At 44.6% G+C, this 25,470-nt stretch carries 22 protein-coding genes and 2 pseudogenes; 22 read left to right on the top strand and 2 right to left on the bottom strand.

Translation table 11 applies throughout. From position 1 onward, the window contains the following. Positions 1-4 precede the first annotated feature (4 nt). From ACBP55_RS27270 to ACBP55_RS27250, 5 genes are all read left to right on the top strand, one after another. Positions 5-241: a hypothetical protein gene (locus ACBP55_RS27270; protein ID WP_464646061.1), complete on the top strand. Its 237-nt coding sequence runs from the start codon at positions 5-7 to the stop codon at positions 239-241. A gap of 540 nt (positions 242-781) precedes the next feature. Then, complete coding sequence (locus ACBP55_RS27265) at positions 782-886, top strand: hypothetical protein (RefSeq protein WP_464653421.1); 105 nt, start codon at positions 782-784, stop codon at positions 884-886. A gap of 566 nt (positions 887-1,452) precedes the next feature. Continuing rightward, positions 1,453-1,923 carry an alpha-galactosidase gene (locus ACBP55_RS27260; protein WP_464653420.1) on the top strand — a complete coding sequence of 157 codons (471 nt, stop codon included), beginning with the start codon at positions 1,453-1,455 and terminating at the stop codon, positions 1,921-1,923. 257 nt (positions 1,924-2,180) lie between these two features. After that, positions 2,181-2,561: a cupin domain-containing protein gene (locus ACBP55_RS27255; protein WP_464646059.1), complete on the top strand. Its 381-nt coding sequence runs from the start codon at positions 2,181-2,183 to the stop codon at positions 2,559-2,561. Positions 2,562-2,574: 13 nt separating this feature from the next. Further along, positions 2,575-3,627, top strand: a complete 1,053-nt coding sequence (locus tag ACBP55_RS27250) for a Gfo/Idh/MocA family protein (protein WP_464646057.1) — start codon at positions 2,575-2,577, stop codon at positions 3,625-3,627. Between the two features lie 64 nt (positions 3,628-3,691). On the opposite strand, the gene ACBP55_RS27245 is transcribed toward ACBP55_RS27250, so the two are convergent. Beyond that, on the bottom strand, positions 3,692-4,432 hold the full coding sequence (locus tag ACBP55_RS27245; protein WP_464646055.1) for an AraC family transcriptional regulator: 741 nt from the start codon (positions 4,430-4,432) through the stop codon (positions 3,692-3,694). Positions 4,433-4,673: 241 nt separating this feature from the next. Between ACBP55_RS27245 and ACBP55_RS27240 the strand changes: the two genes are divergently transcribed. The 7 genes from ACBP55_RS27240 to ACBP55_RS27210 all read left to right on the top strand — a co-directional run bounded on the left by ACBP55_RS27240 (position 4,674) and on the right by ACBP55_RS27210 (position 13,037). Next, positions 4,674-4,943 (top strand): hypothetical protein, encoded by a 270-nt coding sequence (locus tag ACBP55_RS27240; protein ID WP_464646053.1) that lies wholly within the window; start codon positions 4,674-4,676, stop codon positions 4,941-4,943. Between the two features lie 16 nt (positions 4,944-4,959). Further along, positions 4,960-7,056, top strand: a complete 2,097-nt coding sequence (locus ACBP55_RS27235) for a helix-turn-helix domain-containing protein (RefSeq protein ID WP_464646051.1) — start codon at positions 4,960-4,962, stop codon at positions 7,054-7,056. A 205-nt stretch (positions 7,057-7,261) separates the two neighbouring features. After that, positions 7,262-8,893, top strand: a complete 1,632-nt coding sequence (locus tag ACBP55_RS27230; protein WP_464646049.1) for an extracellular solute-binding protein — start codon at positions 7,262-7,264, stop codon at positions 8,891-8,893. 142 nt (positions 8,894-9,035) lie between these two features. Continuing rightward, the gene (locus ACBP55_RS27225; RefSeq protein ID WP_464653419.1) at positions 9,036-9,938 is read left to right on the top strand and encodes an ABC transporter permease; all 903 of its coding nucleotides are present in this window, start codon (positions 9,036-9,038) and stop codon (positions 9,936-9,938) included. Between the two features lie 11 nt (positions 9,939-9,949). Further along, positions 9,950-10,831: a carbohydrate ABC transporter permease gene (locus ACBP55_RS27220; RefSeq protein WP_464646047.1), complete on the top strand. Its 882-nt coding sequence runs from the start codon at positions 9,950-9,952 to the stop codon at positions 10,829-10,831. A 16-nt stretch (positions 10,832-10,847) separates the two neighbouring features. Further along, positions 10,848-11,864: a zinc-binding alcohol dehydrogenase family protein gene (locus ACBP55_RS27215; protein ID WP_464646045.1), complete on the top strand. Its 1,017-nt coding sequence runs from the start codon at positions 10,848-10,850 to the stop codon at positions 11,862-11,864. Positions 11,865-11,885: 21 nt separating this feature from the next. After that, complete coding sequence (locus tag ACBP55_RS27210; RefSeq protein ID WP_464646043.1) at positions 11,886-13,037, top strand: glycoside hydrolase family 88 protein; 1,152 nt, start codon at positions 11,886-11,888, stop codon at positions 13,035-13,037. Positions 13,038-13,223: 186 nt separating this feature from the next. Here the strand turns inward: ACBP55_RS27210 and ACBP55_RS27205 are convergent, their stop codons facing one another. After that, positions 13,224-14,132: an AraC family transcriptional regulator gene (locus ACBP55_RS27205; protein WP_464646041.1), complete on the bottom strand. Its 909-nt coding sequence runs from the start codon at positions 14,130-14,132 to the stop codon at positions 13,224-13,226. A gap of 158 nt (positions 14,133-14,290) precedes the next feature. Between ACBP55_RS27205 and ACBP55_RS27200 the strand changes: the two genes are divergently transcribed. The 10 genes and pseudogenes from ACBP55_RS27200 (at position 14,291) to ACBP55_RS27155 (ending at position 25,451) form a co-directional block, all read left to right on the top strand. Next, entirely contained in the window at positions 14,291-14,623 is a 333-nt protein-coding gene (locus ACBP55_RS27200; protein WP_464646039.1) for a hypothetical protein, read from the top strand. Beyond that, entirely contained in the window at positions 14,620-16,116 is a 1,497-nt protein-coding gene (locus ACBP55_RS27195; RefSeq protein ID WP_464646037.1) for a tagaturonate reductase, read from the top strand. The genes ACBP55_RS27200 and ACBP55_RS27195 overlap by 4 nt, the downstream gene beginning before the upstream one ends. Further along, a pseudogene (locus ACBP55_RS27190) lies at positions 16,113-17,608 on the top strand (UxaA family hydrolase). The gene ACBP55_RS27195 and the pseudogene ACBP55_RS27190 overlap by 4 nt, the downstream one beginning before the upstream one ends. Further along, a complete protein-coding gene (locus ACBP55_RS27185; RefSeq protein ID WP_464646035.1) occupies positions 17,605-18,549 on the top strand; it encodes an aldo/keto reductase in 945 nt (314 codons plus the stop codon). The pseudogene ACBP55_RS27190 and the gene ACBP55_RS27185 overlap by 4 nt, the downstream one beginning before the upstream one ends. Before the next feature lie 17 nt (positions 18,550-18,566). Next, positions 18,567-19,586 carry a zinc-binding alcohol dehydrogenase family protein gene (locus tag ACBP55_RS27180; protein WP_464646033.1) on the top strand — a complete coding sequence of 340 codons (1,020 nt, stop codon included), beginning with the start codon at positions 18,567-18,569 and terminating at the stop codon, positions 19,584-19,586. Between the two features lie 40 nt (positions 19,587-19,626). Beyond that, positions 19,627-20,058 carry an L-fucose mutarotase gene (gene fucU / locus ACBP55_RS27175; protein WP_464646031.1) on the top strand — a complete coding sequence of 144 codons (432 nt, stop codon included), beginning with the start codon at positions 19,627-19,629 and terminating at the stop codon, positions 20,056-20,058. A 337-nt stretch (positions 20,059-20,395) separates the two neighbouring features. After that, positions 20,396-21,372 (top strand): annotated as a pseudogene (locus tag ACBP55_RS27170) (glycoside hydrolase family 43 protein). Between the two features lie 348 nt (positions 21,373-21,720). Next, the gene (locus ACBP55_RS27165; protein ID WP_464646029.1) at positions 21,721-22,644 is read left to right on the top strand and encodes an ABC transporter permease subunit; all 924 of its coding nucleotides are present in this window, start codon (positions 21,721-21,723) and stop codon (positions 22,642-22,644) included. Then, positions 22,641-23,609 (top strand): carbohydrate ABC transporter permease, encoded by a 969-nt coding sequence (locus tag ACBP55_RS27160; RefSeq protein WP_464646027.1) that lies wholly within the window; start codon positions 22,641-22,643, stop codon positions 23,607-23,609. Before ACBP55_RS27165 ends, ACBP55_RS27160 begins: the two co-directional genes overlap by 4 nt. A gap of 42 nt (positions 23,610-23,651) precedes the next feature. Next, complete coding sequence (locus ACBP55_RS27155) at positions 23,652-25,451, top strand: type 2 periplasmic-binding domain-containing protein (protein ID WP_464646025.1); 1,800 nt, start codon at positions 23,652-23,654, stop codon at positions 25,449-25,451. Positions 25,452-25,470: the final 19 nt, after the last annotated feature.

Genomic DNA, 25,470 nt, shown 5'->3' with positions numbered 1-25,470 from the left:
AGGGATGTTTCTGAAAAGCCTTGCAGTAGCCGGTATCGTATGCGTAGCTCTGATTGTCTATTTCGGCTTGTCATCGGGTGCGCCGGGTATCGGCGTGAAGGAGAAGGCGGTGGCCGGAGGTATTACTTTGGCCGCCTGCATATTATCCATTATTCTTTTGTTCAAACCGAACCTGCCGGGACCAACCGCCTGGATTATGCCGGTGTTCAAACCCCTTTCTAATCTGCTGGGGTTAGATTAACCGAAGCAGCACCTGCCCCGGCGGTGCATGAACGGCTAACGATTCAAGTGGAAAGGAACTATGGCGATAACGATATCTTTTTGCGTGTAAAGATAAGCCCGAATGAGCAGGCTCGTTTGGTGATGCTGCATAACATAGGCTTTTTACTATTAACTGAAACATAATGGCTATAGATTGATTTTTAATGTTATTCAGAGAGTTTGATAATTTGAATAACTAGATAGCGATCTTATAGCAGCATACCTCATAATTATCTTCTGTACTATGTTCTTAGATATTGGGCGCCAACCTTTAATAAGAGAAAAGATATTCTCATTGCTGGCCGACTTATAACTTGATACTCGAACCTCGAAATAATCTCGAAGGTCTACAATCGCTCCCTCTGAGAACTGAAGTGATTGTTCCTTATAACCTTACCGCTTAATAAGAACACGTCGTTTTTCCCAATATATAGCATCGGTCGTCCTGTCCGGCTTGCTCGACAATTTGTGCACGGAGAAAGGAATCGCACCGCTTGCCAAAGCTCCGTCCGGAGTCGAAGTGACGCAGCGAGCGATAGATGGCAAAGCGTACACGTTTCTGCTTAACCATAACGATAAGTGGCAAACGTCGAAACGAACCTGGAGGAAGCGATGGATTTGTTGACTGGACGCAACGTATCCGCAACGGTGAGCTTGCCGGCCAAAGGCGTTATGTTCCTCGTATCGTAACATTGCCCGTACGATTTTTGATTCACCAATATGGACCTGAAGTGAGTTCTATAAGGCGAAGAGGTGATGATGTTTTGAAAAGGAGCTGTGTAAACGGCTCCTTTTTCTTATGGGCTTATGGACAGTTTACAATCTGATGGCCTTGTCTCCCTCTCATTAAGAGCATTTACTGATGGCTTTTACTTCATGCAATCGATTTTCCGGCGAGTTTCGATTCTGAAATTCCTATATAGAAGTGATTATGGATACAGAAGATTTAGAACTGGGGCCTGGCCAGTCATGGGAATTGGAGCAATTCATGTTTGCTTCCGGAGCGAACCGTGATCTGCTCATTCAAGAATTGGCTGAATGTGCCTCGTAACCACCCGCGCATGCTTTATCCTGGGATTCCTACGGGATGGTGTTCCTATTATTGCCTTCGTCCAATAACTGCTGAGGGACTTTACGAGAATGCGCGCAGCATGGTCCAGCGAATACCTGAACTGAAGTGAATTCAAATTGATGGGGGGCTATGCAGCAGCCGGCGGCGACTTCTTAATTCCGAGTGTCACGCTTGGAGAAGACGTCAAAACGATTAGTGAAGGTATCCGGGCAACCGGGATTGAAGCTGCAGGCTATCTATCTCCCTTTATTGTAGAGCCGGGATCGAAGCTAATGCTTGAGCATCCGGACTGGCTGGTTCAAGATCAGGAAGGCAAACCGTTCAATGGCATCGGCCAGAAAAAGAAGCGACCGGACAAGCAGTGGTATATGCTGGACGGAACGCATCCAGAAGCTCAAAACTATTTGAGGTCAGCTGTCAGGGTTATGCATGATGAATGGGGATGGCGGTATTTCAAGCTGGATTTTCTGCAATACGGTGCTTTGCCAGGATTGCAAGGGACTGGAAACATGTCGGCGGGAATGCGAAGGAGCTCTTTCCTCGGAACTGGCAAAACGACACTTTGTGGTATAACGACCCTGATGTCATAGTCCTCGAAAGAGTTACGTTTCATAACCAGACGATTAGCGGTGATGTTACGATTGGCGGCTTTTTGCTGTTTGAGGCAATATGTGTTGGGTACTTTTGATGATTTCGGTGCTCTCTGGTTTCATGAGCGCTTAAGAGTTTGTTTGTATCGATTTTTCACAAATGACGGTCGCCTTTTTACATTTACAATCCAGTTTGTCAAGCATATGATTAATCTATCTAAGATGTTTAAAATAAATGTTTGAGAAGGAGTTACTTTATGAAAAAAACGGATTTTATCGACAACAAGTCACAAAGCTATGAGACTCGTCAAAATTGCCATGGCGGCAAAGGTCCTTTTCAGCTAAAGGATATTATTAAAGCAGTGTCATCAAGCGATAAGCAGTACATCAAATTCATTCATGATGATATAATCCCGCCAGGTTCTACCTTTGGTTATCACCAGCATAACAGTGATGTTCCCTTGGAAGAGTGGTATTACTGCATTTCTGGTCACGGAATCATAGAGCTTGACGGCAAACAATATGAGATGTCGGCCGGCGACATAAGCGTCTGCCGTGCAAGCGGTAGCCACGGTCTTATTAATAACGGTCCGGAAGATTTAAGAATTATCGTTATATATGCTTCTGCAATACAATAACGGAGGGATAAGCTTGAGGAACAGAAAACTCAAAGTTGGTGTTGTCGGCTTAACTGTAGGGGCAAGTCATGTTAAAGACTATGCTAATAGCGACAACGTAAAAGAAATTGTGTTGTGCGATGTTGATGAATCAAGACTGCAAGATATAGGTGATAAATATAACATTTCAAAAAAATATACGGATTTCGATAAAATGTTGAAAGAAGAAAATCTGGATGCAATCAGCCTCGCAGTTCCTAATTTTTTACATATGAGGCTTGCCATTCAGGCCATGGAAGCGGGAGTACATGTACTTTGTGAAAAGCCTATGGCAAGAAATGCGGAAGAGGGGAAGAAAATGCTTGAAGCTGCTCAAAAACACAACAAGAAGTTAATGATCAACTTCAATCAGCGTTTTCAGCATGAATGCCAAACGTTAAAATCCGTTATCGACGAAGGCAAGATCGGCGATATCTATTATGTACGGACACAGTGGCAACGAAGACGAGGGGTGCCGTGGTGGTATCCGCTTTCATCAGGAAAAGAACTATGCGGCGGTGGAGCTATGATTGATCTTGGTGTTCATGTGCTCGACCGCGCCATGTGGTTTTGCGGGTATCCAGATCCGGAATGGGTATTAGGAAACACGTTTTGCAAGGTCTCGAAGGACGAGGCTGCACGCAGAGGCATTCAGAATTTCGAGCTTGAAGACATGGGTGTAGCAATGTATCGTATGACGAACGGGGTTATGCTTGAATTGGAAGCATCATGGGCCAGCAACCGTGAGAACGAGGTGGTTGCAACACGGATATACGGCTCCAAGGGCGGTGCGGTCCTGCATACAGTAGTTGGAGATGGTAAGGCCACATGCAATAAAGTGTTCTTGGAAATCGACGGAGAGGTCCACGACATTCCTTTAGATGATTTCAGGATTTCTAAGATGCCGAACGTTCGGCAAGCGTTTCTGGATGCCATTGTCAATGATGAGGAGGTACCGTGCACGCCTCAACAAGGACTTAAGATAACCCAAATGTTAGACTCGGTTTACTTGAGTGCTGAAAATGGCACACCGATAAAATTTGGATGATTGACGGTTTTGCAATAAATTCGGAGTAAAGAAATTGATGAAGCAGTCCCGAAGATATGAGAATTCAAATACGGAATTTTCTTGGGGACAAGCCTGTTTTTGACTGAAAAAAACGAGAAAAATTATATATATCAGAAAAGCCGCAACTGTTCGCAATGTCCGTGATACTGAGAGTAGACATGCGCAGCAGCGTCTTGGCAGTTTCCAGTCTGCAGCGCTGCAGATAGGCGTAAGGCGTAATCCCACGCTCCTGTTTAAAAATGCGTATAAAATGATCTGTCGTAAGAGAAAAGTTCTGGGCAAGTTCACTCAAATCGTATTGCTGCTGTGGATGTTGTTGAAACATACGGCATAGTTCATCAATTTGTGCTGTATATGCTCCGGCGGATGTTGGAGTTTTACTTTGATATTCCGCAATAAGGGCTTGCAGCCATATTTCCATTTGCGGCAAGTTATTTCTTTCTTCGGCTAAACGAAAACGATTAAAAAGCTCTAATACAAAATGATATTGATCAAAATGGCGATGCTCAGGCAAGTCACACAGGATATTCGGATTACGCAATGTAAAATCTATATAACGAACATCGAGACTGGAATGTTCATTTTGATAGGCGTTGATCTCCTTCTTATAATTGATAAAAAAAACATCACCGATGCTTAGTTTGTAGCAGTTCTTGCCTAGCATTATTTGACCTTCTCCACCCCAAATACTCCACAAGGTAAACCCTGGATGACAACCGACGGGAACATGCCATTTCCATTCTGGAACGCAGTGCTTCCCGAAATGCATAGATGAGATGTCCATATGCTTCACTCCGGAAAAATTTATCGATTTTTCATAAAATACTATTGAATCTTTGCATTTTTAATCCAGTTTGTCAAGCATGTAAAAGCTTTATTCTGATAACGCACCACAACCTAAATTATTATCTATGCTAGCGGTTAGTTTAGAAGTATAATTTGTATGCTTATACGAACTATATGATTTAAAAGCTCTCGCTAACGATGAGAATTTGTGTGCCAACTAGGTGTGGGAGGGAATTTGTTTGTTGTTTCGGAGACTAGGGTTTAATCGGCATAGCATTGTTTTGAGCTGGTTTTTATCGTATGCAGCAGTGCTGCTGCTCCCGATTGTAATGAGTATTTTCGTTTATAATCAATCCAAGCAAACGTTAGAGAATGAAATTCATCAAGCGAATAATGCGCTTCTAAAGCAGGTGGAGGAATCGATGGACCATCAGTCTGAAGAACATGCAGCGATTGAATTTCGAATTGTCTTGGAACCTGAAAATTCAGGAACTGCTGTACTCCGGTAAGAGGCAGCATTTTCCGATGGAGAATCCTTATGACGTCTATCAAATTACACAAGATTTAAAATTATATCAGTCCTCGTACCCCTTTGTGGATGAATTCTATATTTATCTCGCCTCCGATCATGAGGTTCTTATGCCTAGCGTGAAAAGAGAGGATAAAGTGGCCTTTCAACTAATGCATGAGGAAGAAGGCGTACTCACTTACGATCAGTGGCTTTCTATGCTCAATGAGTACAAAAGCCAACGTTTCATTGCGTTAAACCGCAAAGTAGAAGGGGGACGGACGGAGAAAACGGTAGCTTTGGTAAGCAGTTATCCCAATGTGGCCAAGAAGTCCATCGCGACTAATGTCATTATGATTGACCAGTCTAGGATTCTCGACTCCGTCAAAAATATTCAGCTTTTTAGTCAAGGAAATGTACTCATCCTGAACAAAGAAAATCAGGTGCTTGTTTCCAATGCATCGATTCCAATGCCTGCTGACTTTCCATTCGATAAAATTACTGGATCTTCAGGTCTGTTTTACTTTATGAACGGCGGGGAAAAGTATGAAGTCTTCTATCAGCAATCGGATCAATCGGAATTGAAATACATTACGGTCGTACCGAGCCGCATCTACTGGGTAAAAGCAGAGCAAGTACGCGTATTGACATACACAAGCATTGCGATCAGTTTCTTTGCCGGGTTGCTGCTGACTCTATTCCTGTTAATCAAAAATTATAGTCCCATCCGCAGGCTAACGCGTTCTTTCGCCGGTAAAAGAGGAATGCCTGTCGGCAAAATGAATAATGAGCTGCAGTTCATCCAACAGGCGATTGATCGGACTTTTGACGAGATGGATAAAATGGCGAACCGTAAGCAGCATGAATATGATATCCTTCGTTCTCACTTTCTATCAAGGCTGTTAAAAGGCAGATTCAATCCTTATATTACGGTAGACGATTCACTAGCTGCCTTTAATTTGCAGTTCGACACGGATCAATTCGCCGTGCTGCTTTTCAGCTTGGAGGAACAGGAAAGCTCGTCGTTCTTCGAATTCATACAAGGCAAGGATATGGCGGAAAAACGAAAGCTGTTGTATTTCATTATTGCTAATGTCGTTAAAGAGATATCGAACCAACAAGATTACGGCTATGTAACAGAAGTGGAAGATATGATGGCCTGTTTGATCAATCTAAGGGAACGAACAACGGAGGAGCAGGGGCAGGAGCTAATGCGTGTCGCCTCCGAAGCTCAAAGCTTTTTACAGAAGAATTACAAAATTCCGTTGACTGTCTCCATTAGCCGTGTACACCATTCGATAGGTGGCATTTCGCAAGCTTATACGGAAGCGCTGGATACTCTGGAATATAAACTCGTAGTAGGGAGCAAGGGCATTATTTCTTACGAGGATATGGCTTTGAATTCGCCTAAAGAACCGGGAGCTGGCTATGAATATCCGCTTCAAGTGGAGCAGCAGCTGATCAATAATGTAAAAGTGGGCGATTTCGATAAGGCTAAGCAAACGTTGGATGAAATTATAAACAATAATGTATATAACCAAGTGATTGCTCTTCCTTTAGCCAAATGTCTCATGTTTGATCTGGTCAGCACGATGATGAAAGCTGTCAAGGAAATTGGTGGCATCCAGAATAGTCTGATGGAGGCAAATCCGAATTGGATGGAGGAGCTTACTCAGTGCAGTACGATTCAAATGATGCATCAACAAATTATCATCATTCTAAAGCAAGTTTGTGATCATGCGTATCAGGTGAGACAAAAGAACATACAGCACACACGGCAGGGAACTCTTCGTTCATTAATCGAGAACATATGCGAGTTTATTCAATCCCATTATGGGGATAACGATTTAAATATTACGATGATCGGTGATCATTTTGATATGAAGGCAGCTTATTTATCCAAATTGTTTAAAGAACAGACCGGGGAAGGTTTGCTGGATTATATCAATAAGATAAGGATCGACAGGGCGAAACTAGCTCTAAAGCAACTGGATAGCCAAATTGTTGATGTTGCTGAAGCCGTTGGGTACAGCCACGTGAATACTTTTATACGAACTTTCAAAAAATATGAGGGGATTACCCCAGGTAAATTCAAGGAAATGTGTGAATCATAAGCTGCCTATCAGGCGGCTTTTTCTTTTATTTATTCGCATTTGGAAGTTTTGTTTATCATTTTGTCGAAATGGTTGATCGGTTTTCGCGATTCTGGTTATTCAAATGCAGAAATGGAAGATATTAAACCGCAGCGGACTATCCTACAATAATTAACGTAGCGTTCTTAGCGCTACACAAATTGCTTACAACTAGGGGGAAACAATTTTGAAGAAAACAAAACGTATAGCTTCCGTTTTATTAGTAAGCGCTGTGTTAAGCAGCATGTTAACGGCTTGCTCTAGCGGAAGTTCCAAGGATTCGTCTTCCGGACAATCCGCCCAGAAGGATGGCGCAACGACGAGTTCAACATATCCGATTCAAACCGACAAAAAGCTAAGTTATTGGGCGGAAATACCGAGCACGTTGGTAGGCGTCAAGCCGAACTTTGCTGAAGTTCCTTTTGTTCAAGAATGGCAAAAGCAAACCGGCGTTAAGCTGAATTTCAGCTCACCGGTCGTGAACCAAGCCAAAGAAGGGCTCAATGTTATGCTAGCTTCAGGAGATTTGCCAGATTTGATCGAGTATAACTGGATGCAGTTTCCCGGCGGACCTGAGAAAGCGATTAATGATGGTTATATTCTCAAATTGAACGATCTGATTGATAAGTATGCACCTAATTTGAAGAAGTATTTAAAGGAACATCCTGAAGTAGATAAAATGGTGAAAACCGATTCGGGCAGCTATTATGGGTTCCCGTTCCTCCGCGGGGATGATTTCCTTCGCGTGTACCAAGGGCCGGTCATCCGCCAGGATTGGTTGGATGAACTTGGGCTTCAAACTCCGACAACGATCGATGAATGGCATGATGTCTTGAAAGCATTTAAGGAGAAAAAGGGTGCAACTGCTCCGCTTTCCTTCCAAAGCGTCCCTCGGGCGTTCGAGCAAATCTATAACGGTGCTTTTATCGGTGCCTTCGGCATTCACCGTCTCTTCTATTTAGATAACAACCAAGTGAAGTTCGGTCCTGCTCAGCCAGAGTACAAGCAGTTCATGGCCACGTTCCGCCAGTGGTACCAGGAAGGTTTGTTAGATAAGAACATTGCATCGACGGACGGTAAAAATATTGATGCTAATTTAGCTTCGGGTGCGACGGGAGCCACGGTCGGCAACGCAGGCGGTGGGATTGGCAAGTGGATGCCTCTTCTGACAGCAAAGAACCCGAAAGCAAACCTTGTCGGCGTTCAGTACCCGGTTTTGAAAAAAGGCGATACGCCTAAATTTGGCCAAAAAGATTACCCTTATTCTTTCCAAGGAATGGTTGCCATCTCAGCAGGCTCCAAAAATGCCGAGCTTGCCGTAAGAATGCTTGACTACGGATACTCTGAGCAGGGGCATATGCTATTCAACTTCGGTACTCCGGGCGTAAGCTACAACATGGACAATGGGTATCCGAAATATAGCGATATCTTGTTTAAAAATCCGGATAAGCTAGCGCCGTCGCAAGCGTTCTCGTTGTATACCAAAGCGAACTACTTCGGGCCATTCGTTCAAGATAAGCGATACATCGAGCAGTATCTTACGATTCCTCAGCAGAAAGACGCGGTTGCTGTATGGCAGAAAACGGATGCAGACAAGTATACGCTTCCGCCGATTACGGCAACCCCGGAAGAAAGCACCGAACTGGCCAAAATTATGACGGATATTAACACCTTAGTCGATGAGATGACGCTCAAAATTATTCTCGGAAGCGATTCTGTGGACAACTTCGACAAGTATGTGGAAAAAATGAAGGGCTTGAAGCTGGACCGGGCACTTCAAATCCAACAAGCGGCATTGGATCGCTATAACAAACGCTAATAGACAGATTATGTTGGAGAGTCCGGAGACGTATAATCCGCCGGCCTCCAACAAGTATTATCAGCGGAATGGGGATGAATAAATGGACAAAGTGCTGCAAGCGAGAACGAAAGCGTACCAACAGGCAAAGCCAACCTTTACGATGAGAGCGGCCAAAGATTTTGCTCAAAACAAATACCTTTATTTCATGATGATTCCGGTCATCGCGTTTTATCTCATTTTTCACTATGGGCCCATGTACGGCGCAATCATTGCTTTTAAAGAATATTCCCCAATGAAAGGGATCGTGGGGAGTCCTTGGGTAGGATTTGATCATTTTGCGTCTTTCTTTGATTCCTATTATTTTTGGAGAATCCTGAAAAATACCGTAGTCATCAGCTGTTATTCTTTACTTTTTGAATTTCCAGCTCCGATTATTTTAGCTATTCTGATTAACGAAGTTCGTCATAAATCATTTCGCAGCATAGCTCAATCCGTGACATACATGCCTTATTTTATTTCCCTCGTTGTCATTTGTGGTATGGTGAAGGATTTTACGAACAGCGGAGGAATTTTGAATTCCTGGTTTACGATGATGTTTGGTGGCGATGGACAAGCGCTGCTCCAAAAGCCGGAATGGTTTCGACCGCTCTATGTATTATCTGAGATATGGCAAAAAATGGGCTGGGAATCAATTATATACATTGCCGCACTCATGGGAATCGATCAGGAGCAGTACGAAGCGGCTCGAATGGACGGCGCCGGACGGTGGAGGCAGATCTGGAACATTACGATTCCTGGCATCATGCCGACGATTATGATCATGTTCATTCTTCGTATGGGGAACTTGCTCAACGTAGGCTTTGAGAAAATCATTTTGTTATATAATCCTGCAACCTACGATACGGCCGACGTTATTTCCTCCTTCGTATACCGAAAAGGATTACTGGAATTCGGTTGGAGCTATAGCTCTGCTGTCGGTCTGTTCAACTCGATCATTAATCTTATTCTGCTGCTGACGGCGAACAAACTTAGTAAAAAATTCAGCCAAAGCAGCCTTTGGTAGGTGACATATTTATGATGCAGCAACGTAGCTTGAGTGAAAAATCCTTTGATATACTCGTATATATCGGCCTGATTCTATTAATGGCCGTTACTCTGTATCCGCTCCTTTATGTGGCATTTGCTTCTGTAAGTGACAGCAATGACTTTTTAACACATAAGGGCTTCCTCTGGAGACCACTTGGATTTAATCTGGAGTCGTACAAAAGCGTGTTTACCAACCCAGGCATTTTGACCGGCTACAAAAATACCCTTTTTATCCTGGTAGTCGGAGTCAGCATTAACGTGCTGATGACGGCATTGGGAGCCTACGTGCTCTCTCGCAAAAATGTCATGTGGAATAAGACGTTTCTTATTTTTATTGTGTTCACGATGTTTTTTCACGGTGGTTTAATACCGCTGTATCTGATTGTCAAAGGTGTAGGTTTGGTTAACTCCCTTTGGGCTACGATCATTCCGTTTGCGATGAATACGTTTAACCTCATTATCATGCGAACTGCGTTTATGGCTATCCCAGAAACATTGGAAGAGTCGGCGAAAATTGATGGAGCCAATCATTTCACTATCTTGTTCCGTCTGATTCTACCTTTGTCCATGCCTGTAATCGCCGTGATGATTCTTTATTACTCGGTTGAAAAGTGGAATGGATGGTTTTACGCTTCGATCTTCTTGAAAGATAGAGATTTATTTCCGCTTCAAGTCGTTCTTCGGGAAATTCTCATCTCCAATTCAACGGATTCGATGTCTGCCGGGGCATCGGCAGGTGATAAAATGCAAATCGGAGAAACGATTAAATACGCGACGATCATGGTAGCAACCTTGCCTGTTCTGTGTATTTATCCTTTCCTGCAGAAATATTTTGTTAAAGGCGTCATGGTTGGAGCATTAAAAGGTTGATAAGGAGTGATTTGGAATGAAAACGATTCTTTGTGAGGAACCGAACCGGTTAGTGATGATGGAAACGGAAAGACCGGTTCTGCGGGAAGGTGAGGCGCTAGTTAAAATCAAGCGAATCGGGATTTGCGGTACGGATCTCCATGCTTATAAAGGAAATCAACCCTATTTTACTTACCCAAGAATTCTGGGTCATGAACTGTCAGGGGAGATCGTTGATATTCAAGACAACGAAACGGATTTAACATGCGGGGATCTGGTCACGATTATGCCTTATCGGTATTGCGGAACCTGTGTAGCTTGCCGGCAAGGAAAAACAAATTGCTGTACCAGCTTGAACGTTCTGGGTGTCCACGAGGACGGAGGGATGCGCGAATATATGGCCGTTCCCACGAACTTGCTGCTTAAAGCCGACGGCCTAACGCCAGAACAGGCAGCCATTGTCGAATGCCTTTGTATCGGAGCTCATGCCGTGCGCAGAGCAAGCATAGTGCCAGGCGAATTCGTGCTCGTCATCGGCGCAGGACCTATCGGGCTCGGTGTTATGAAATTCGCTAAATTAGCGGGAGCGAAAGTGATTGCTCTCGATATCAATGAGGACAGGCTTGACTATTGCAAGCAATGGGTCCCGGCAGATTATGTCGTAGGCGCGAAGAACGACCCAGTGGCGAAGATGAAGGAAATTACGCAGGGCGATTATCCGACGGTAGTTTTGGATGCTACCGGCAATGTATCATCGATGGAGCAAGCAGCGCAATATGTCGCCCACACTGGCCGCTTAATCTATGTGGGGCTTGTCAAATCCAGAATTTCATTCGACGATCCAGACTTTCATAAGCGCGAATTAAGTATTCTCAGCAGCCGTAATGCAACACGTGAAGATTTCGAATATGTTATGGAAAGTATTCGGAGCGGCAGTATAGATACGGATTCCTTTATTACACACCGTGTGGACTTGGATCACATGATCGACACGTACGAGTCTTGGCTGAAGCCGGAGTCTGGGGTTATCAAAGCGATGGTTCAATTAGATTAATAACGTGCAGGGGGAGCATATATGCAGCAAGTTTCAGAAGGAAATTTGAGTTTCGACATTGACAAGCTTTGGAGTGATTTGCAAACGAAAGTAGATCACATGATCGTGCAAATTGGAGATAAAAGCCCGCATGTAGCCAGAGGCGACGGGATTTACGACAATAATCCGACCGATGCATGGACATCGGGCTTCTGGCCTGGTATGTTGTGGATTATGTATGATATGACCGGTAAAGAGCATTACAAGCAAGCAGCATGGCATTGGGACCGAACCATCGAAGAGCATTTCGTGAAGCCGTCGAATTTGTACCATGACGTAGGGTTTCAGTTTTTGCCGACCGCCGTCATTAAATATAAGCTGACTGGCGATGCCGATGCCAGACGGATCGGTCTCGAGGCGGCTAATTTTTTAGCAGGACGGTTTAATCTCGCAGGCAACTTCATACGGGCTTGGAATACGATTCCCGGCGCATGGCATGAAGGAAATACCGGATGGGCGATTATTGACTGCATGATGAACCTTCCGCTGCTTTTCTGGGCATCCGAAGAGCTTAAGGATCCACGATTTAAACATATCGCCATGGCTCATGCCGAAACGGCGTTGAAACATTTTATCCGCGAAGACGGTTCTTCCTGTCATATTTGCTGCTTTGATCCAGAAACGGGCGAATTTATCCGTGAAATTGGCGGTCAAGGCTACGCGGCAGGATCGGCTTGGAGTCGGGGAACAGGCTGGGCGTTGTACGGATTTTCCGCCATGTATCGCATTACGGGCCAAATTCGCTTTTTGGAAGCGGCGAAGAGGGTGGCCCACTTCTTTATGGCCAATCTGGAAGAAGATAATATCCCCTTATGGGATTTTCGAGTAGATGACCGGGAGGAGGCCCCCCGTGACACATCCGCTGCAGCACTTGCGGCTTCCGGGCTAATCGATATCTCTAAACATGTGCCTGCCGCTCAATCCAAGCTTTATATAAATAAGGCTAAAGAGATCCTGCAATCCCTGGCACACAATTATTCCACTTGGGATCAGCCTGACCACCAAGCCATATTGATTCAAGGAACGGGGCACAAACCGCTAGGATCCAATATTAACGTATCGTTGATTTATGGAGATTATTATTACGTAGAAGCGATCGCTAAATTGATAGGCTGGAATAAGAACATGTTTTAATTACTAAAGTGCGGGCACTCATGAAGCTTTATCATGAGTTTTATAAGGCGAAGCGATGATGATGATTCATACTTCGTTTATTTTGAGATCAAGTAATTACAATGAATGATAAACGTATAACGTATTTGTGTCGATTGCTGAGCTGTGTAAACAGCTCCTTTTTTATTGCCCAGAGGCACACATCTTCTAGAGCTCATTTTCATAAGAAGGTTTTAATGCTAAAGGAAACATTTTTTGTTTCATTTGAAGACGGTAAGCCCTTGGGGTTACTCCCGTCAGCTTTTTAAAAGTTTGATAAAAATGGCGCATTCCTTGGAAGCCACAGGCTAGCGCTACAGTTTCGACATTGTCATCCGTCGATAGAAGCAAATCTTTGGCTCGAACAAGTCGTTTAGCATTCACATAGTCTGTCACATTCATTCCTGTCAGTTGCTTAAAGACGCGGGCGAAGTGGCCGGCGCTGACACACGCTTTTTCGGACAATTCTGAGAGTCCGCCGCAACGAACAGGGTCACAGTCAATGTCTCGTAAAGCATCTCGGAGCCACTGAGGGCCGATCCCATTCAGCGGAGATGACGTTTCTTTCGTAAATGGATGCCGGCTTAACACAAGCAACAATTGATGCAAATGAAGTCGCAGTGCATGACGGTAGCCGAAATCTTTTGCAATTATTTCTCGTTTCATCGCATTAATTGCAGTTTCTATCGCCAAACGGACCGATTTGGAAAGATTGATTTTATACTGTTTCTTTTTTCGGGCTATCTCAAAGCACCTAAGTGATTCGTATCCGTCACCAAGCGAGTCTGCTTGCAATAACGTTGGTGCGAAAAATATTGCCGTAGAGACAATAGGTTCTGTGGTGGACGGAAATGCGCGGTGGACAGTGTTGCCGGGGATGAGGAATAAATCTCCCTGTTCTTTTTCGTAGAGGGCGTCATCGATAAAAAACATTCCTTTCCCCTTGTGAACGTACACCACTTCGTACAAATCGTGCAAATGGTCTGGCAGCTCACTTTCCGAATATCGAAGACCTTTATAAACCATTTCGAACGGAAAGATCGGATCCAGAAAAAAAGGCTTGCGAATCGGTTGCACGCAGATGACCTCCAAATAAGATGTGTTTGCTAGAAATATATCAAAATCGGATATAAAAATGCAATTCACTGACATTTTAATTTCTTTTTAATATCGTAAAATAAAGTCATGTCGAGTGGAGAGGACTTCCACATGCGTATTGATGCTCACCAACCTTATTGGTCGATGTCTCGCACAGATTATGGATAGATTCACCTGAACTGCTGGTGTTGTACAGAGACTATCTGCCTGAAGATCTCGAAATTCATTTGAAGAAACATAGCATAGACGGCACCATCACCGTTCAGGCTGCCCCTATTCAAGATATGTCCGAAGCAAGCAGGCTGCTCGACCCCATGTTATTGGAAGCGTTTCAAATTTATGCGAATCAGTTAAACGAGCTTAATGAATTGCTCGACACCGTTCTATATTGCGAAATTTCCGGCATGGTGACGGAAACCGATCATCAACAATTATTTGGAGAAAATGCAAAGGAGTTGTACGAGCTATGATGAAGGAACGATTAAACTCGAACCTATTGACGGGGGAACAGAAACGCCAGTTTGAAGCAGTCTCCGCTAGTCCTGTCACCGTTCTGCAAATTGGAGAAGGTAATTTCTTGAGAGGGTTCGCAGACTGGATGCTTCATGTAAGCAGAGAGCAAGGGTTGTTTCATGGAAGCGTCGCTGTTACCCAGCCCAGACCTACAGGCAAACCTAAAATAGAAGAATTGGCTGAGCAGGATGGGATCTATACGCTTGTCATCCGGGGGCTGGAAGATGATCTTCCGGTAGAACGCCGAAGTGTAATATCCATATTTTCTCAGATTATCGATCCTTACGAGGAATGGAATCGGTTTATCACCTTGGCGGAAAGCGATGATTTAAGATTCGTCATTTCCAATACGACGGAAGCAGGAATCACCTATAAGGAGGAACAACTGACAGACAAGCCTATTGCTTCGTTCCCGGGAAAAATGACTTATTTGCTTTATCGCCGATATCTTGCGTTTGTCGGTGCGGCAGATAAAGGTTTAATCTTCCTCCCTTGCGAGCTGTTAGAACGGAATGGGGATACGCTTCGCGACATTGTTACTCGATACAGCTTAGATTGGGGGTTCCCGGACGATTTTCGGGCATGGCTGGCGTCGAGCAACCGTTTCTTGAACACGCTGGTTGATCGGATTGTCACCGGTTACCCGGGGGAAGAAGAGGCGCAAGCATGGTTTTCAGAATGGTCGTATACGGATCGGCTGCTGACGACAGCGGAACCGTACCATCTGTGGGCCATCCAGGGGGAAGAGACGTTAGATGAGCAGTTACCTCTACAAAAGGCAGGATTGAACGTGCACTGGACAAATGATTTGCGCCCGTATCAGCAACGTAAAGTGCGCATCCTCAATGCTGCTCATACGTGGATGGCGCCACTAGGCATTCTTCATGGTGTCGAGCATGTTCGGGAGCTTATGGAGCATCAAGTTTTAGGGCAGGCAGTCAAGTCGATGGTTCGTTTTGAAATCATACCTACCCTTCCATACTCAGCAGGCGAGATGAATACTTATGCGGATACCGTGTTCGAAAGATTTAATAATCCGTTCATCCGTCACAGGCTTTCGGACATCAGCATGAACAGTTTATCAAAGTTTAAAGTTAGGTTGCTTCCATCGCTTAGCCATTATGCTGATCTTGGACTTCAGATTCCGGAAGGACTCGTCGCCGGGATGGCCCGCTTGCTGAGATATTATTGTATAGACCAGATGGACGGTCGGTTTGTTGGTCGAGATTTTCAGGGAGGAACGTATGTCGTTCGAGACGACACAGAGTCATTAATGCGGATTGCAGAAATCTGGGCGAAAGCGAGAAAAAATCATGAAGATTTGCAAAGCACCATAAAAGAGTTATTGGCACTATCAACAATTTGGGGCAATGACCTTTCAGATTGGATCGGCTTGGCAGATTCGATATGTCATTGGTGGGTAAAAGCGGAAGGAGGGGATAGAGGATGAAACCTTGGGTACGATTATCACCAAACGATCAAGTCATTATAGCACTTGATTCGTTTTCGGAGGGACAGAAACTGACGTTGGAGGACGGATCCCCGTTGATTTTGATGGAGGATGTCTCGCGAGGTCACAAAATCGCAACAGACTTTGTCCCTGCCGGTCATGACGTGCACAAATTTGGCTATTCTATCGGCAAAGCATCTGTCGATATTGAGCCAGGTACTTGGGTACACACGCATAATTTGAGAACCGGTTTGGAAGGTATCATGAACTACAGCTACGAGCCGACAGGCGAGATAAATTCATCTGTAAATCCGGCGGATGCACATCGTACATTTATGGGGTATGAGCGACCAAACGGAGAAGTCGGTATTCGCAATGAAATTTGGATTATTAATACGGTTGGCTGCATTAATAAGACATGCGAGCTGCTGGCCCAAAAAGGTAACGTACTGTTCGAGGACCAGGTAGACGGCATCCATCACTTCGCCCATCCGTTCGGATGCTCGCAGCTCGGTGACGACCTCAAATTCACGCAAAAGCTGCTAGCCTCTCTTGTCAACCATCCGAATGCCGCTGGCGTGCTAGTCGTCGGGCTGGGGTGCGAAAACAACCAAATCGATTTGTTCAAAGAAGCAATCGGAGACTATGATCCGAATCGGGTCAAATTTCTAAAGTCGCAGGACTCGGAGGACGAACTGGAGGAAGGCATAACGTTGATCGGAGAACTGATCGACTTTGCCCGAACGTTCACCAGAAAGCCGCTCCCGTTAGCGAAAATCAAGATTGGCTTGAAATGCGGGGGGTCTGATGGTTTTTCCGGGATCACGGCGAATCCGCTTGTCGGAGGGGTTTCAGACAGGCTCATCGCAGCAGGAGGAACCGCCATACTCACGGAAGTGCCCGAAATGTTTGGAGCGGAGACGATACTGATGAAGCGGGCGTCGGATGAAGATGTATTCGGTAGGATCGTCGATCTAATCAACGATTTTAAGCAATATTACATTCGGCACAACCAAGTCATCTATGAGAATCCATCGCCCGGTAATAAATCCGGCGGCATTAGCACGCTTGAGGAAAAGTCATTAGGCTGCACTCAAAAGGGAGGCCATTCGCTTGTCACGGATGTGATTCCTTATGGTGAAAGGGTCGTCAAGACAGGGTTGAACTTGCTCGAAGCACCAGGGAACGATTTGATTTCTGTAACAGCTCTTACAGCTGCAGGCGCGCATATCGTACTTTTCACGACGGGGAGAGGAACGCCGTTCGGAGGCCCTGTACCCACCGTTAAAATCTCGACAAACTCGGAGCTCGCTCAGAGCAAAAGAAATTGGATCGATTTTAATGCCGGCTCCTGGAAGGCCAAAGCATGGAGGGACTCATAGATGAATTGTGGGAATCGATGATCGCAATCGCTTCTGGAGAGATGCTTACGCATAACGAGAAAAACGGGTTTAAGGAAATTGCTATTTTCAAGGACGGAGTGATTTTATGAGGTATCGCCCATTAGGAAAAACAGGATTGGAAGTCTCCACGCTTAGCTTCGGCGCTTCCTCCCTTGGTTCCGTATTTCGCCAAACGGATGACGCGGAAGCCATTCGCACCGTACATGCGGCTATTGATGCCGGTATTAATTATATGGATGTTTCGCCTTATTATGGCGCCACGAAAGCCGAAACGGTATTAGGTAAAGCGATCAGTCAAGTGTCTCGTGAGAACTTCTATTTATCTACAAAAACCGGCAGATATGGTGTAGATACGTTCGACTTTTCAAGCTCGAGAATCGAATCCAGTTTGGAAGAAAGTCTGCGCAGGCTGAATACGGATTATGTCGATATTTTGTTCTTGCATGATATTGAATTCGTACAACCGGATATCATTTTACATGAAGCGATACCTGCATTGGAGCGATTAAAGCAGCAGGGCAAAATACGATTCACGGGCAATTGCGGCTTGCCTCTGGCTTTGTTCGAACAACTGTTGCCGAAAGTTCAAGTCGATGCCATTATTTCCTACTGTCATTATTCTCTGAATGATACTTCCCTATTGCGGCTACTCCCGCTCTTAGAAACATTCGGTGTTGGATTAGTCAATGCTTCGCCTATATCGATGGGATTGCTAAGCACTCGTGGAGCTCCCGAATGGCATTTGGCTAGCCCGGAATTAAAGGCAACCTGCCTTAAGGCTGCACAGTTAGTCGCAGAGCGCGGAGAGGACATTGCGAAGCTAGCTGTACAGTTTTCGACGAACAATGAACGCATTCCAACGACGCTAGTAAGCACAGCAAATCCTGTAAATATCCAAAAAAACGCAAAGTGGACGGATGAGCCAATGGATCTGGATTTGTTGAATGAAGTTTTAAATATTCTAAAACCGATTCATAACAAAACGTGGGTCAGCGGACTGCCGCAATATAACGAAAATATTCTAGTATAAGAGAAAAGAGGTTTGCAATGAAAGGAATCGTATGCGAACAGATTGAATCATTTCGAATGTCGGTGGATTTACCTGAACCGGAGCTGACTGAGGGTCATGCGATCATAGGCATTCGACGAATTGGCATATGCGGAACGGATTATCATGCGTTTAAGGGGAACCAGCCGTTCTTCCATTACCCGCGAATCTTGGGGCACGAACTGTCAGGCGTAATCGAACATATCGGCAAAAATGATGAAGGGTTTGCCATCGGAGATAGGGTAGCCATTATTCCCTATATGCACTGCGGCAAATGTTTAGCCTGCCGTAGAGGCAAAACAAACTGCTGCACGAATATGCAAGTGCTTGGGGTGCACAAGGATGGCGGAATGCGGGAGCGAATTTCCGTACCCATTTCGCATATTTTAAAGGCTAACGACCTGACATTAGATGAGGCGGCAATTGTAGAACCTTTAGCCATCGGCGCGCACGCGGTACGACGCGCGGAAGTTTCGGAATCGGATACGGTGCTTGTTATCGGTTCAGGACCGATTGGCCTAGGTGTCATGGCTTTTGCCAAATACGCAGGAGCAAGAGTCATTGCGATGGATATTAACGAGGAAAGGCTTGCTTTTTGCAGATCTTGGGCTAAGGTGGATCAGACCATTAATGCGCTTGAATCCGATGTGAAGCAAAGTCTTTCCGAAATGACAAACGGCGATTTTCCTGTTGCCGTGTTTGACGCCACAGGCAACGCCGCTTCGATGGAAAAATCATTCGAATTGGTTGCTCATGGCGGAAAGCTCATTTTTGTAGGTCTGGTAAAAGGCGACATTACGTTTTCGGATCCTGAGTTTCATAAACGTGAGCTGACGCTCATGGGCAGCCGAAACGCAACAGTTTCGGACTTCTATCACGTCATGAACGTTCTGAGGAACTCCGTCCTGGATATCAGCCAATTTATCACGCATCGTGCTGCGTTTGACGGGATGATTGATGCATTCGGAACTTGGCTGATGCCGGAGTCGAAGGTAATAAAAGCGATCGTAGAAGTCTAGAACATAATCAGATCTTGGCTGTTAAAGGAGCGTATTGAAAATGTTAAAGGGCATACCTCACATTCTATCGCCTGAAATTTTAAAGATTTTGATGGAGATGGGCCATGGCGATGAAATCTTATTAGCCGACGCTAACTTTCCAGCAGCAAGCCATGCTCAAAGACTGGTCAGATGCGATGGTCACGGAATACCTGAATTGCTGGAAGCAACGATGCAATTATTCCCGTTGGATCCTTATGTGAAAAAGCCTGTAGCCCTGATGCAGGTCGTGCCTGGAGATCCAGTCGAGACTCCAATCTGGGATACCTACAGGACAATTCTGAAGAATCATACGCAAACCAGCGAACCGTTTGAAGAAGTTGAACGCTTTGCCTTTTACGAGCGTGCGAAGCAAGCCTACGCGATCGTAGCAACAGGCGAAAGAGCGTTGTATGCAAATCTAATTTTGAAAAAAGGTGTTATCAGCGGTTAATTGCATATGAAAAGGAAAGGGCAGGTCGAATGCATTCATTCGTCTGCCCTCCTTGCGGTTGAATTCATCAACATATCGCGCAAAGCACCAAAGCACGCATTCAGATCGATTTGGTTCCCGCATCTTTATTAAAGGGGGGATAGATCTTTAATCTATTTATTTTGTAATCGCATACAAGGTCTCATAATAAAGGAGCAAGACAAAACAAATCCATAAAGGAGAAGCAAAAATGGGGGGGAGGTCACGAAAAAGAAGTTGTGGGTATCCATGCCGCTTACATTAACCGCAATGAAAAGTAAATGAACAACCATAATAAATAAAATAGAGGAGCGCAAGTATGCACAATTTACCGAAACCTCATCACCCGCTTGTCACCCATATCTTTACTGCCGATCCTTCTGCGCACGTATTTGAGGGGAAAATTTACATCTACCCGTCACACGATCTCGATCATGACGGCGCTGATAATGACAATGGGGATCAATATGCAATGGAAGACTATCATGTTCTATCCATGGATGGCTTCGAGTCCCCCGTTATCGATCATGGTCAAGTCCTTCATCTGAAAGATATTCCCTGGGCTTCCAAACAACTCTGGGCTCCTGATGCTGCTTTTAAGGCCGGCACCTATTTCTTGTATTTTCCTGCCCGGGATCATGATGGGATTTTTCGAATCGGTGTGGCGACCAGCTCATCGCCGCCGGTCCTTTTCTTCCTCAACCGTCATATATCGAGGAAAGTTTCAGTATCGACCCAGCCGTGCTTGTTGATGACGACAATCGGGCTTACATTTATTTCGGCGGTCTTTGGGGCGGTCAATTGGAAAAATGGCAGACCAGTACTTTCGAGCCGGAAGCGGTGGGACCGGCGGCGGAGGCGCCTGCGATTGGTCCTCGGGTCGCTCTGCTGAGCGAGGACATGCTGTCATTTCAAACCGCTCCGCTAGAAGTTTCGATTGTTGACGAAAACGGCGACCCGATTCTCGCTGGAGACGAGGATAGACGCTATTTTGAAGGACCATGGGTACACAAATATAACGGCTGGTACTACTTGTCCTACTCCACAGGTACCACCCATAAATTAGTATACGCCGTCAGCCGGAATCCGTTGGGACCGTATACCTTCAAGGGCACGATCTTAACTCCGGTTATCGGCTGGACAACTCATCACTCCATTGTCCAGTTCGAAGACAAATGGTACTTATTTTACCACGACAGTTCTTTGTCCGAAGGCGTTAACCACAAGCGTTGCGTCAAATATACGGAGTTACACTATAACGAAGATGGAACGATTCGGACGATCGATCCTTATTAATGAAAAAAATTTTGGCCTTGGCCCTTAAAAACTGCAGGCGGGACATCCTGTTCTCCGTCTGCAATTGGGGCTTCGATGATTTTTATCCTGCCATCATTGTGATTCACCGAGCTATATGAGAATAGATCAATAATCGATGAGAATAGGTCATTGTTTTGAAAAAATTGATATCTTATAATAGCTTTAACGAAACGGAATGAAAACGCTATCAACATAAGGTGCGTCCTCAAATTCATCGATGACCTTTTGCGCTGGAGTAGAGTGAAACTGCCATTTCGGCACTCCATATTTTTTTTGGATATCGTTATTTGTCAATAAATACGTTGAATATAAAATAGGGGGCCTGACATGGTACGAATAGAAAAATACAGCAAGAAAAGAATCTCAATAATAAAATTCCTCTTTATTATGCCTTTTATGGTTTTACTTGGTGTCTTTGCATATTACCCGCTATATGGTTGGGTTTATGCATTCTTTGACTATACACCGCCGATTCCATTGTCCCAATCGCCGTTTGTTGGTCTGAAGTGGTTTCATACCTTGGTTGAAAACCAAGTAAAGATCGATCAAACCCTTCAAATACTTAAGAACACGTTTGGGATGAGTGGCTTGAATCTGCTATTCTCCTGGCTTCCAATGATTTTTGCTATATTCCTAACTGAGATCAAATCCGTACGTTTCCGGAGGTTTATACAGACGGTAACAACCTTGCCGAACTTCATCAGTTGGGTATTGGTCTATTCACTGGCATTTTCAATGTTCTCTAGTGAAGGTATAGTCAACGGCCTTTTGAAACAACTTGGATTTATCGATTCCCCGATTTTACTTCTTCAAAACTCCGACCATGTTTGGATTATGATGTGGATATGGACGACTTGGAAAACATTGGGCTGGTCAGCCATATTGTATATAGCGGCGATTATGGGTATAGATGATTCTCTATATGAAGCGGCCTATGTAGATGGCGCGACAAGAATGCGGGTGATCTGGCATGTAGTATTGCCGAGTATGGTGCCGACCTATTTTGTTTTGTTGATGCTGCAAATTGCGAGTTTTCTGAATAATGGCTTGGAGCAATATTTCGTATTTCAAAATGCATTTAACAAGGATTCCATACAGGTTTTAGACTTATATGTTTACAACCTTGCAATGGGGGGCGGCAGCTATTCCGTGTCTGTCGCGATCAGTATGCTAAAGAGCTTAATTAGTGTTGTGCTTCTCTTTTCTGTGAACGGACTATCAAAAAGACTAAGGGGAGAGAGTATTGTATGAGTGATACAGCAGCAGGGCTGGCGCCGAATGATAAAGTGCCCGGCAGCCTTCTCACCAGAAAAATTAAAGTCCAAGTTAGCCCAACAGACAAAATGAGTACTGTATTAATATATGTGTTGTTTTCCCTGTATGCGCTTATATGTGTATATCCATTTTACTCCATCATTATTAATACCATAAGCGCAAACGATATCAGTGCCAAAGGTGATGTTATCTTTTACCCGATAAATATCCAATTTCATAACTACGTGGATGCGTTTAAAATACCGGGTTTATGGGATGCAGCCATTGTATCTGTAGGAAGGACCGTGATTGGAACCACTTTGACGGTAGGGGCTTCCGCCTTTCTGGGATTCATGTTTACCCAGGAGGATATGTGGAGGAGAAAATTATGGTATCGCTATACGGTTTTAACCATGTTTTTTAATGCCGGGGTTATTCCGTGGTATTTAACAATGAGGTCTTTGCATTTGACAAACAATTTTTTGGCCTATATTCTGCCGACAATCGTAGCTCCGTTTTTCATCATTCTTGTAAAGACTTTCGTGGAATCAACGCCGAAGGAATTGCAACATGCGGCTAGTATTGACGGGGCCGGGACCATGGCCCTTTTTTTCAAAATCATGTTGCCCATCTGCAAGCCCATATTGGCTACAGTTGCCATATTCGCTGCAGTGGATCAGTGGAATTCTTTCCAGGACACGTTGTTGTTAGTCACGGAGAGCAAGCTTTATAGCTTACAGTTTATTCTATATAACTATATTAATCAGGCAAGTTCCATATCCAGCATGGTAAACCTGCAGAATGCCGGTTCAACAGCGATAACAAGTCTGGCAACAAAGCAAACCACTACTTCAATTCGAATGACGGTGACCATTATTGTTGTAGCGCCCATTTTGTTGGTTTATCCGATTTTCCAAAGGTTTTTTGTAAAGGGGATTATGATCGGTGCAGTGAAAGGATAACTTGCACCGGTTTAATAAATTGAAAGAATATGGGGGTTGAGTATGAGTAAACATAGTAAAGCAGTAAAAAAATCGATGTTGTTATTGTTTGCTAGCCTCTTCATGGTTTCGGTAGCATTGACCGGCTGTGGAGGCGAATCTAACAATAAGGCTGCATCAACGGAACCAAGTAAGTCACCAGACTCCGGTACTGGAACTACATCCAAGGCTAGTACAGCACTAGATCACAGTAAACCGCTGACCATTACCGTTTTTGACAATGCAGCAAATTATCAAGGAGAGCAGAAAGGGTGGTATGGAAAGCTTATTAAGGATAAGTTCAATATCACATTGAACATTCTTGCTCCGCAGGTTGCCGGCGATCAGCTATACAAGACAAGATCGGCAGCAGGAAATTTGGGCGATCTCCTGATCGTCAATAACAGTCAGTTGGAAGAATTAATTCCAGCCGGTCTGATTATGGATCTCACGGGTAAGATCAAGAATACGCAGAACCTGTCCAGATATGTGGACAATCATTTCAAACCTTTCAATGCAGCATTTCAAAAAGTAAATCCGGATGGCAAGATTTATGCTTTGCCGACTTTTGAGGCAGATACTTCACCAACGACATTCTCGGAACAAACCCCTTACTCAAGCCCAATAATGCCTTGGGATTATTTCAAGGGAGTTGGGGCTCCTAAGCTGAACAATCTGGATGATCTTTTGAATGTACTGAAGCAAATGCATGAGAAATATCCCAAGACTCCGGACGGTAAACCGATCGCTCCGATCACCTTGTGGAAGGATTGGGACAGCAGAGGCACTATGGAAAATGCACGCTGGTTGAGCAACTGGTACGGTTATGAGCAGCCAGAAGGAACCACCACCATGCAGTTGAATGCAAAAGGCGACATCGTTCCGCTCATCGATGACAACAGTATGTACAAGAAGATTCTGCAATTCTATTTTAAAGCAAATCAGATGGGTTTGGTTGACCCTGACTCACCAACCCAGGATTGGAACAAAGTATCCGAAAAGCTGACCAACAAGCAGGTACTTCTCTTGTGGTACTCATGGGAAACAGGGTTCTACAATTCAATTGAAAGAGGTAAAAAGGGTGACGGGAATGTTGCTGTTCCGATCGCTGACACGCACATCATTCAGGCAAGCGATGCTTATTACGGCAATGGTAGAGTATTTGCTATCGGTTCCAAAGCCAATGATCCCGATCGGATCATGGAATTCATGGATTGGCTTGTTTCTCCTGAAGGCCTGCGCTACTATGTGAATGGATTTGAAGGCTTCAACTACGAAAAGACGGCAGACGGCAAGTTTAAGCTGACCGAAGTGGGTCAAACCGCATTCCAGAAAAATACACCTGTTCCGGAAGAGTACGGAGGCGGCGGATACCAGGACGGACAAAGCAAGCTCAACACGATGATCATAAGCGATTTTGCCAAAGATCCAAAGACAGGGGAGTTCTATAACAGCAATTACTGGGGCCCAACAATTGAAGCGAACAAGACAGCGCTAACGACTGATTGGCAGAACACCTATAATGCAGAAAACGCAACAGATTACTACCTGAAACATAAGATGATCGATATCGTCCCCAATATCAATACAAGTTTAGGAAGCGATTCATCAGATGTTAAAAACAAACGCAGTCAGATTTCTGACTATGTAAAGAACACATCCTGGAAAATGGTATTTGCAAAGAATCAAGCAGAGTTCGACAAGCTTTGGGAAATGATGAAGAAAGATGTGATAGGCCTCGGCTGGAATGATGTATTTGCTTCGGATACGGAAAAAGCGCAAAAGATTATTAAAATGCGTGCCGATGCATTAGCTAAAAAGTAAAAATTATAATTTTATAATG

It is taken from the genome of Paenibacillus sp. WG02, from assembly GCF_055396115.1.
The sequence above is the reverse complement of the archived record's forward strand: the minus strand, read 5'-3'. Positions and strand labels throughout refer to the sequence as shown.

Excerpts from the sequence above, each read along its gene's own strand:
- ACBP55_RS27210 (WP_464646043.1), top strand. The coding sequence starts at position 11,886 with ATGCAGCAAGTTTCAGAAGGAAATTTGAGTTTCGACATTGACAAGCTT.
- ACBP55_RS27225 (WP_464653419.1), top strand. The coding sequence starts at position 9,036 with ATGAGAGCGGCCAAAGATTTTGCTCAAAACAAATACCTTTATTTCATG.
- ACBP55_RS27155 (WP_464646025.1), top strand. The coding sequence starts at position 23,652 with ATGAGTAAACATAGTAAAGCAGTAAAAAAATCGATGTTGTTATTGTTT.
- ACBP55_RS27165 (WP_464646029.1), top strand. The coding sequence starts at position 21,721 with ATGGTACGAATAGAAAAATACAGCAAGAAAAGAATCTCAATAATAAAA.
- ACBP55_RS27180 (WP_464646033.1), top strand. The coding sequence starts at position 18,567 with ATGAAAGGAATCGTATGCGAACAGATTGAATCATTTCGAATGTCGGTG.
- ACBP55_RS27215 (WP_464646045.1), top strand. The coding sequence starts at position 10,848 with ATGAAAACGATTCTTTGTGAGGAACCGAACCGGTTAGTGATGATGGAA.
- ACBP55_RS27235 (WP_464646051.1), top strand. The coding sequence starts at position 4,960 with ATGGAGAATCCTTATGACGTCTATCAAATTACACAAGATTTAAAATTA.
- ACBP55_RS27255 (WP_464646059.1), top strand. The coding sequence starts at position 2,181 with ATGAAAAAAACGGATTTTATCGACAACAAGTCACAAAGCTATGAGACT.
- ACBP55_RS27245 (WP_464646055.1), bottom strand. The coding sequence starts at position 4,432 with ATGGACATCTCATCTATGCATTTCGGGAAGCACTGCGTTCCAGAATGG.
- ACBP55_RS27220 (WP_464646047.1), top strand. The coding sequence starts at position 9,950 with ATGATGCAGCAACGTAGCTTGAGTGAAAAATCCTTTGATATACTCGTA.
- ACBP55_RS27185 (WP_464646035.1), top strand. The coding sequence starts at position 17,605 with ATGAGGTATCGCCCATTAGGAAAAACAGGATTGGAAGTCTCCACGCTT.
- ACBP55_RS27260 (WP_464653420.1), top strand. The coding sequence starts at position 1,453 with ATGGGGGGCTATGCAGCAGCCGGCGGCGACTTCTTAATTCCGAGTGTC.
- fucU (WP_464646031.1), top strand. The coding sequence starts at position 19,627 with ATGTTAAAGGGCATACCTCACATTCTATCGCCTGAAATTTTAAAGATT.
- ACBP55_RS27195 (WP_464646037.1), top strand. The coding sequence starts at position 14,620 with ATGATGAAGGAACGATTAAACTCGAACCTATTGACGGGGGAACAGAAA.
- ACBP55_RS27270 (WP_464646061.1), top strand. The coding sequence starts at position 5 with ATGTTTCTGAAAAGCCTTGCAGTAGCCGGTATCGTATGCGTAGCTCTG.
- ACBP55_RS27160 (WP_464646027.1), top strand. The coding sequence starts at position 22,641 with ATGAGTGATACAGCAGCAGGGCTGGCGCCGAATGATAAAGTGCCCGGC.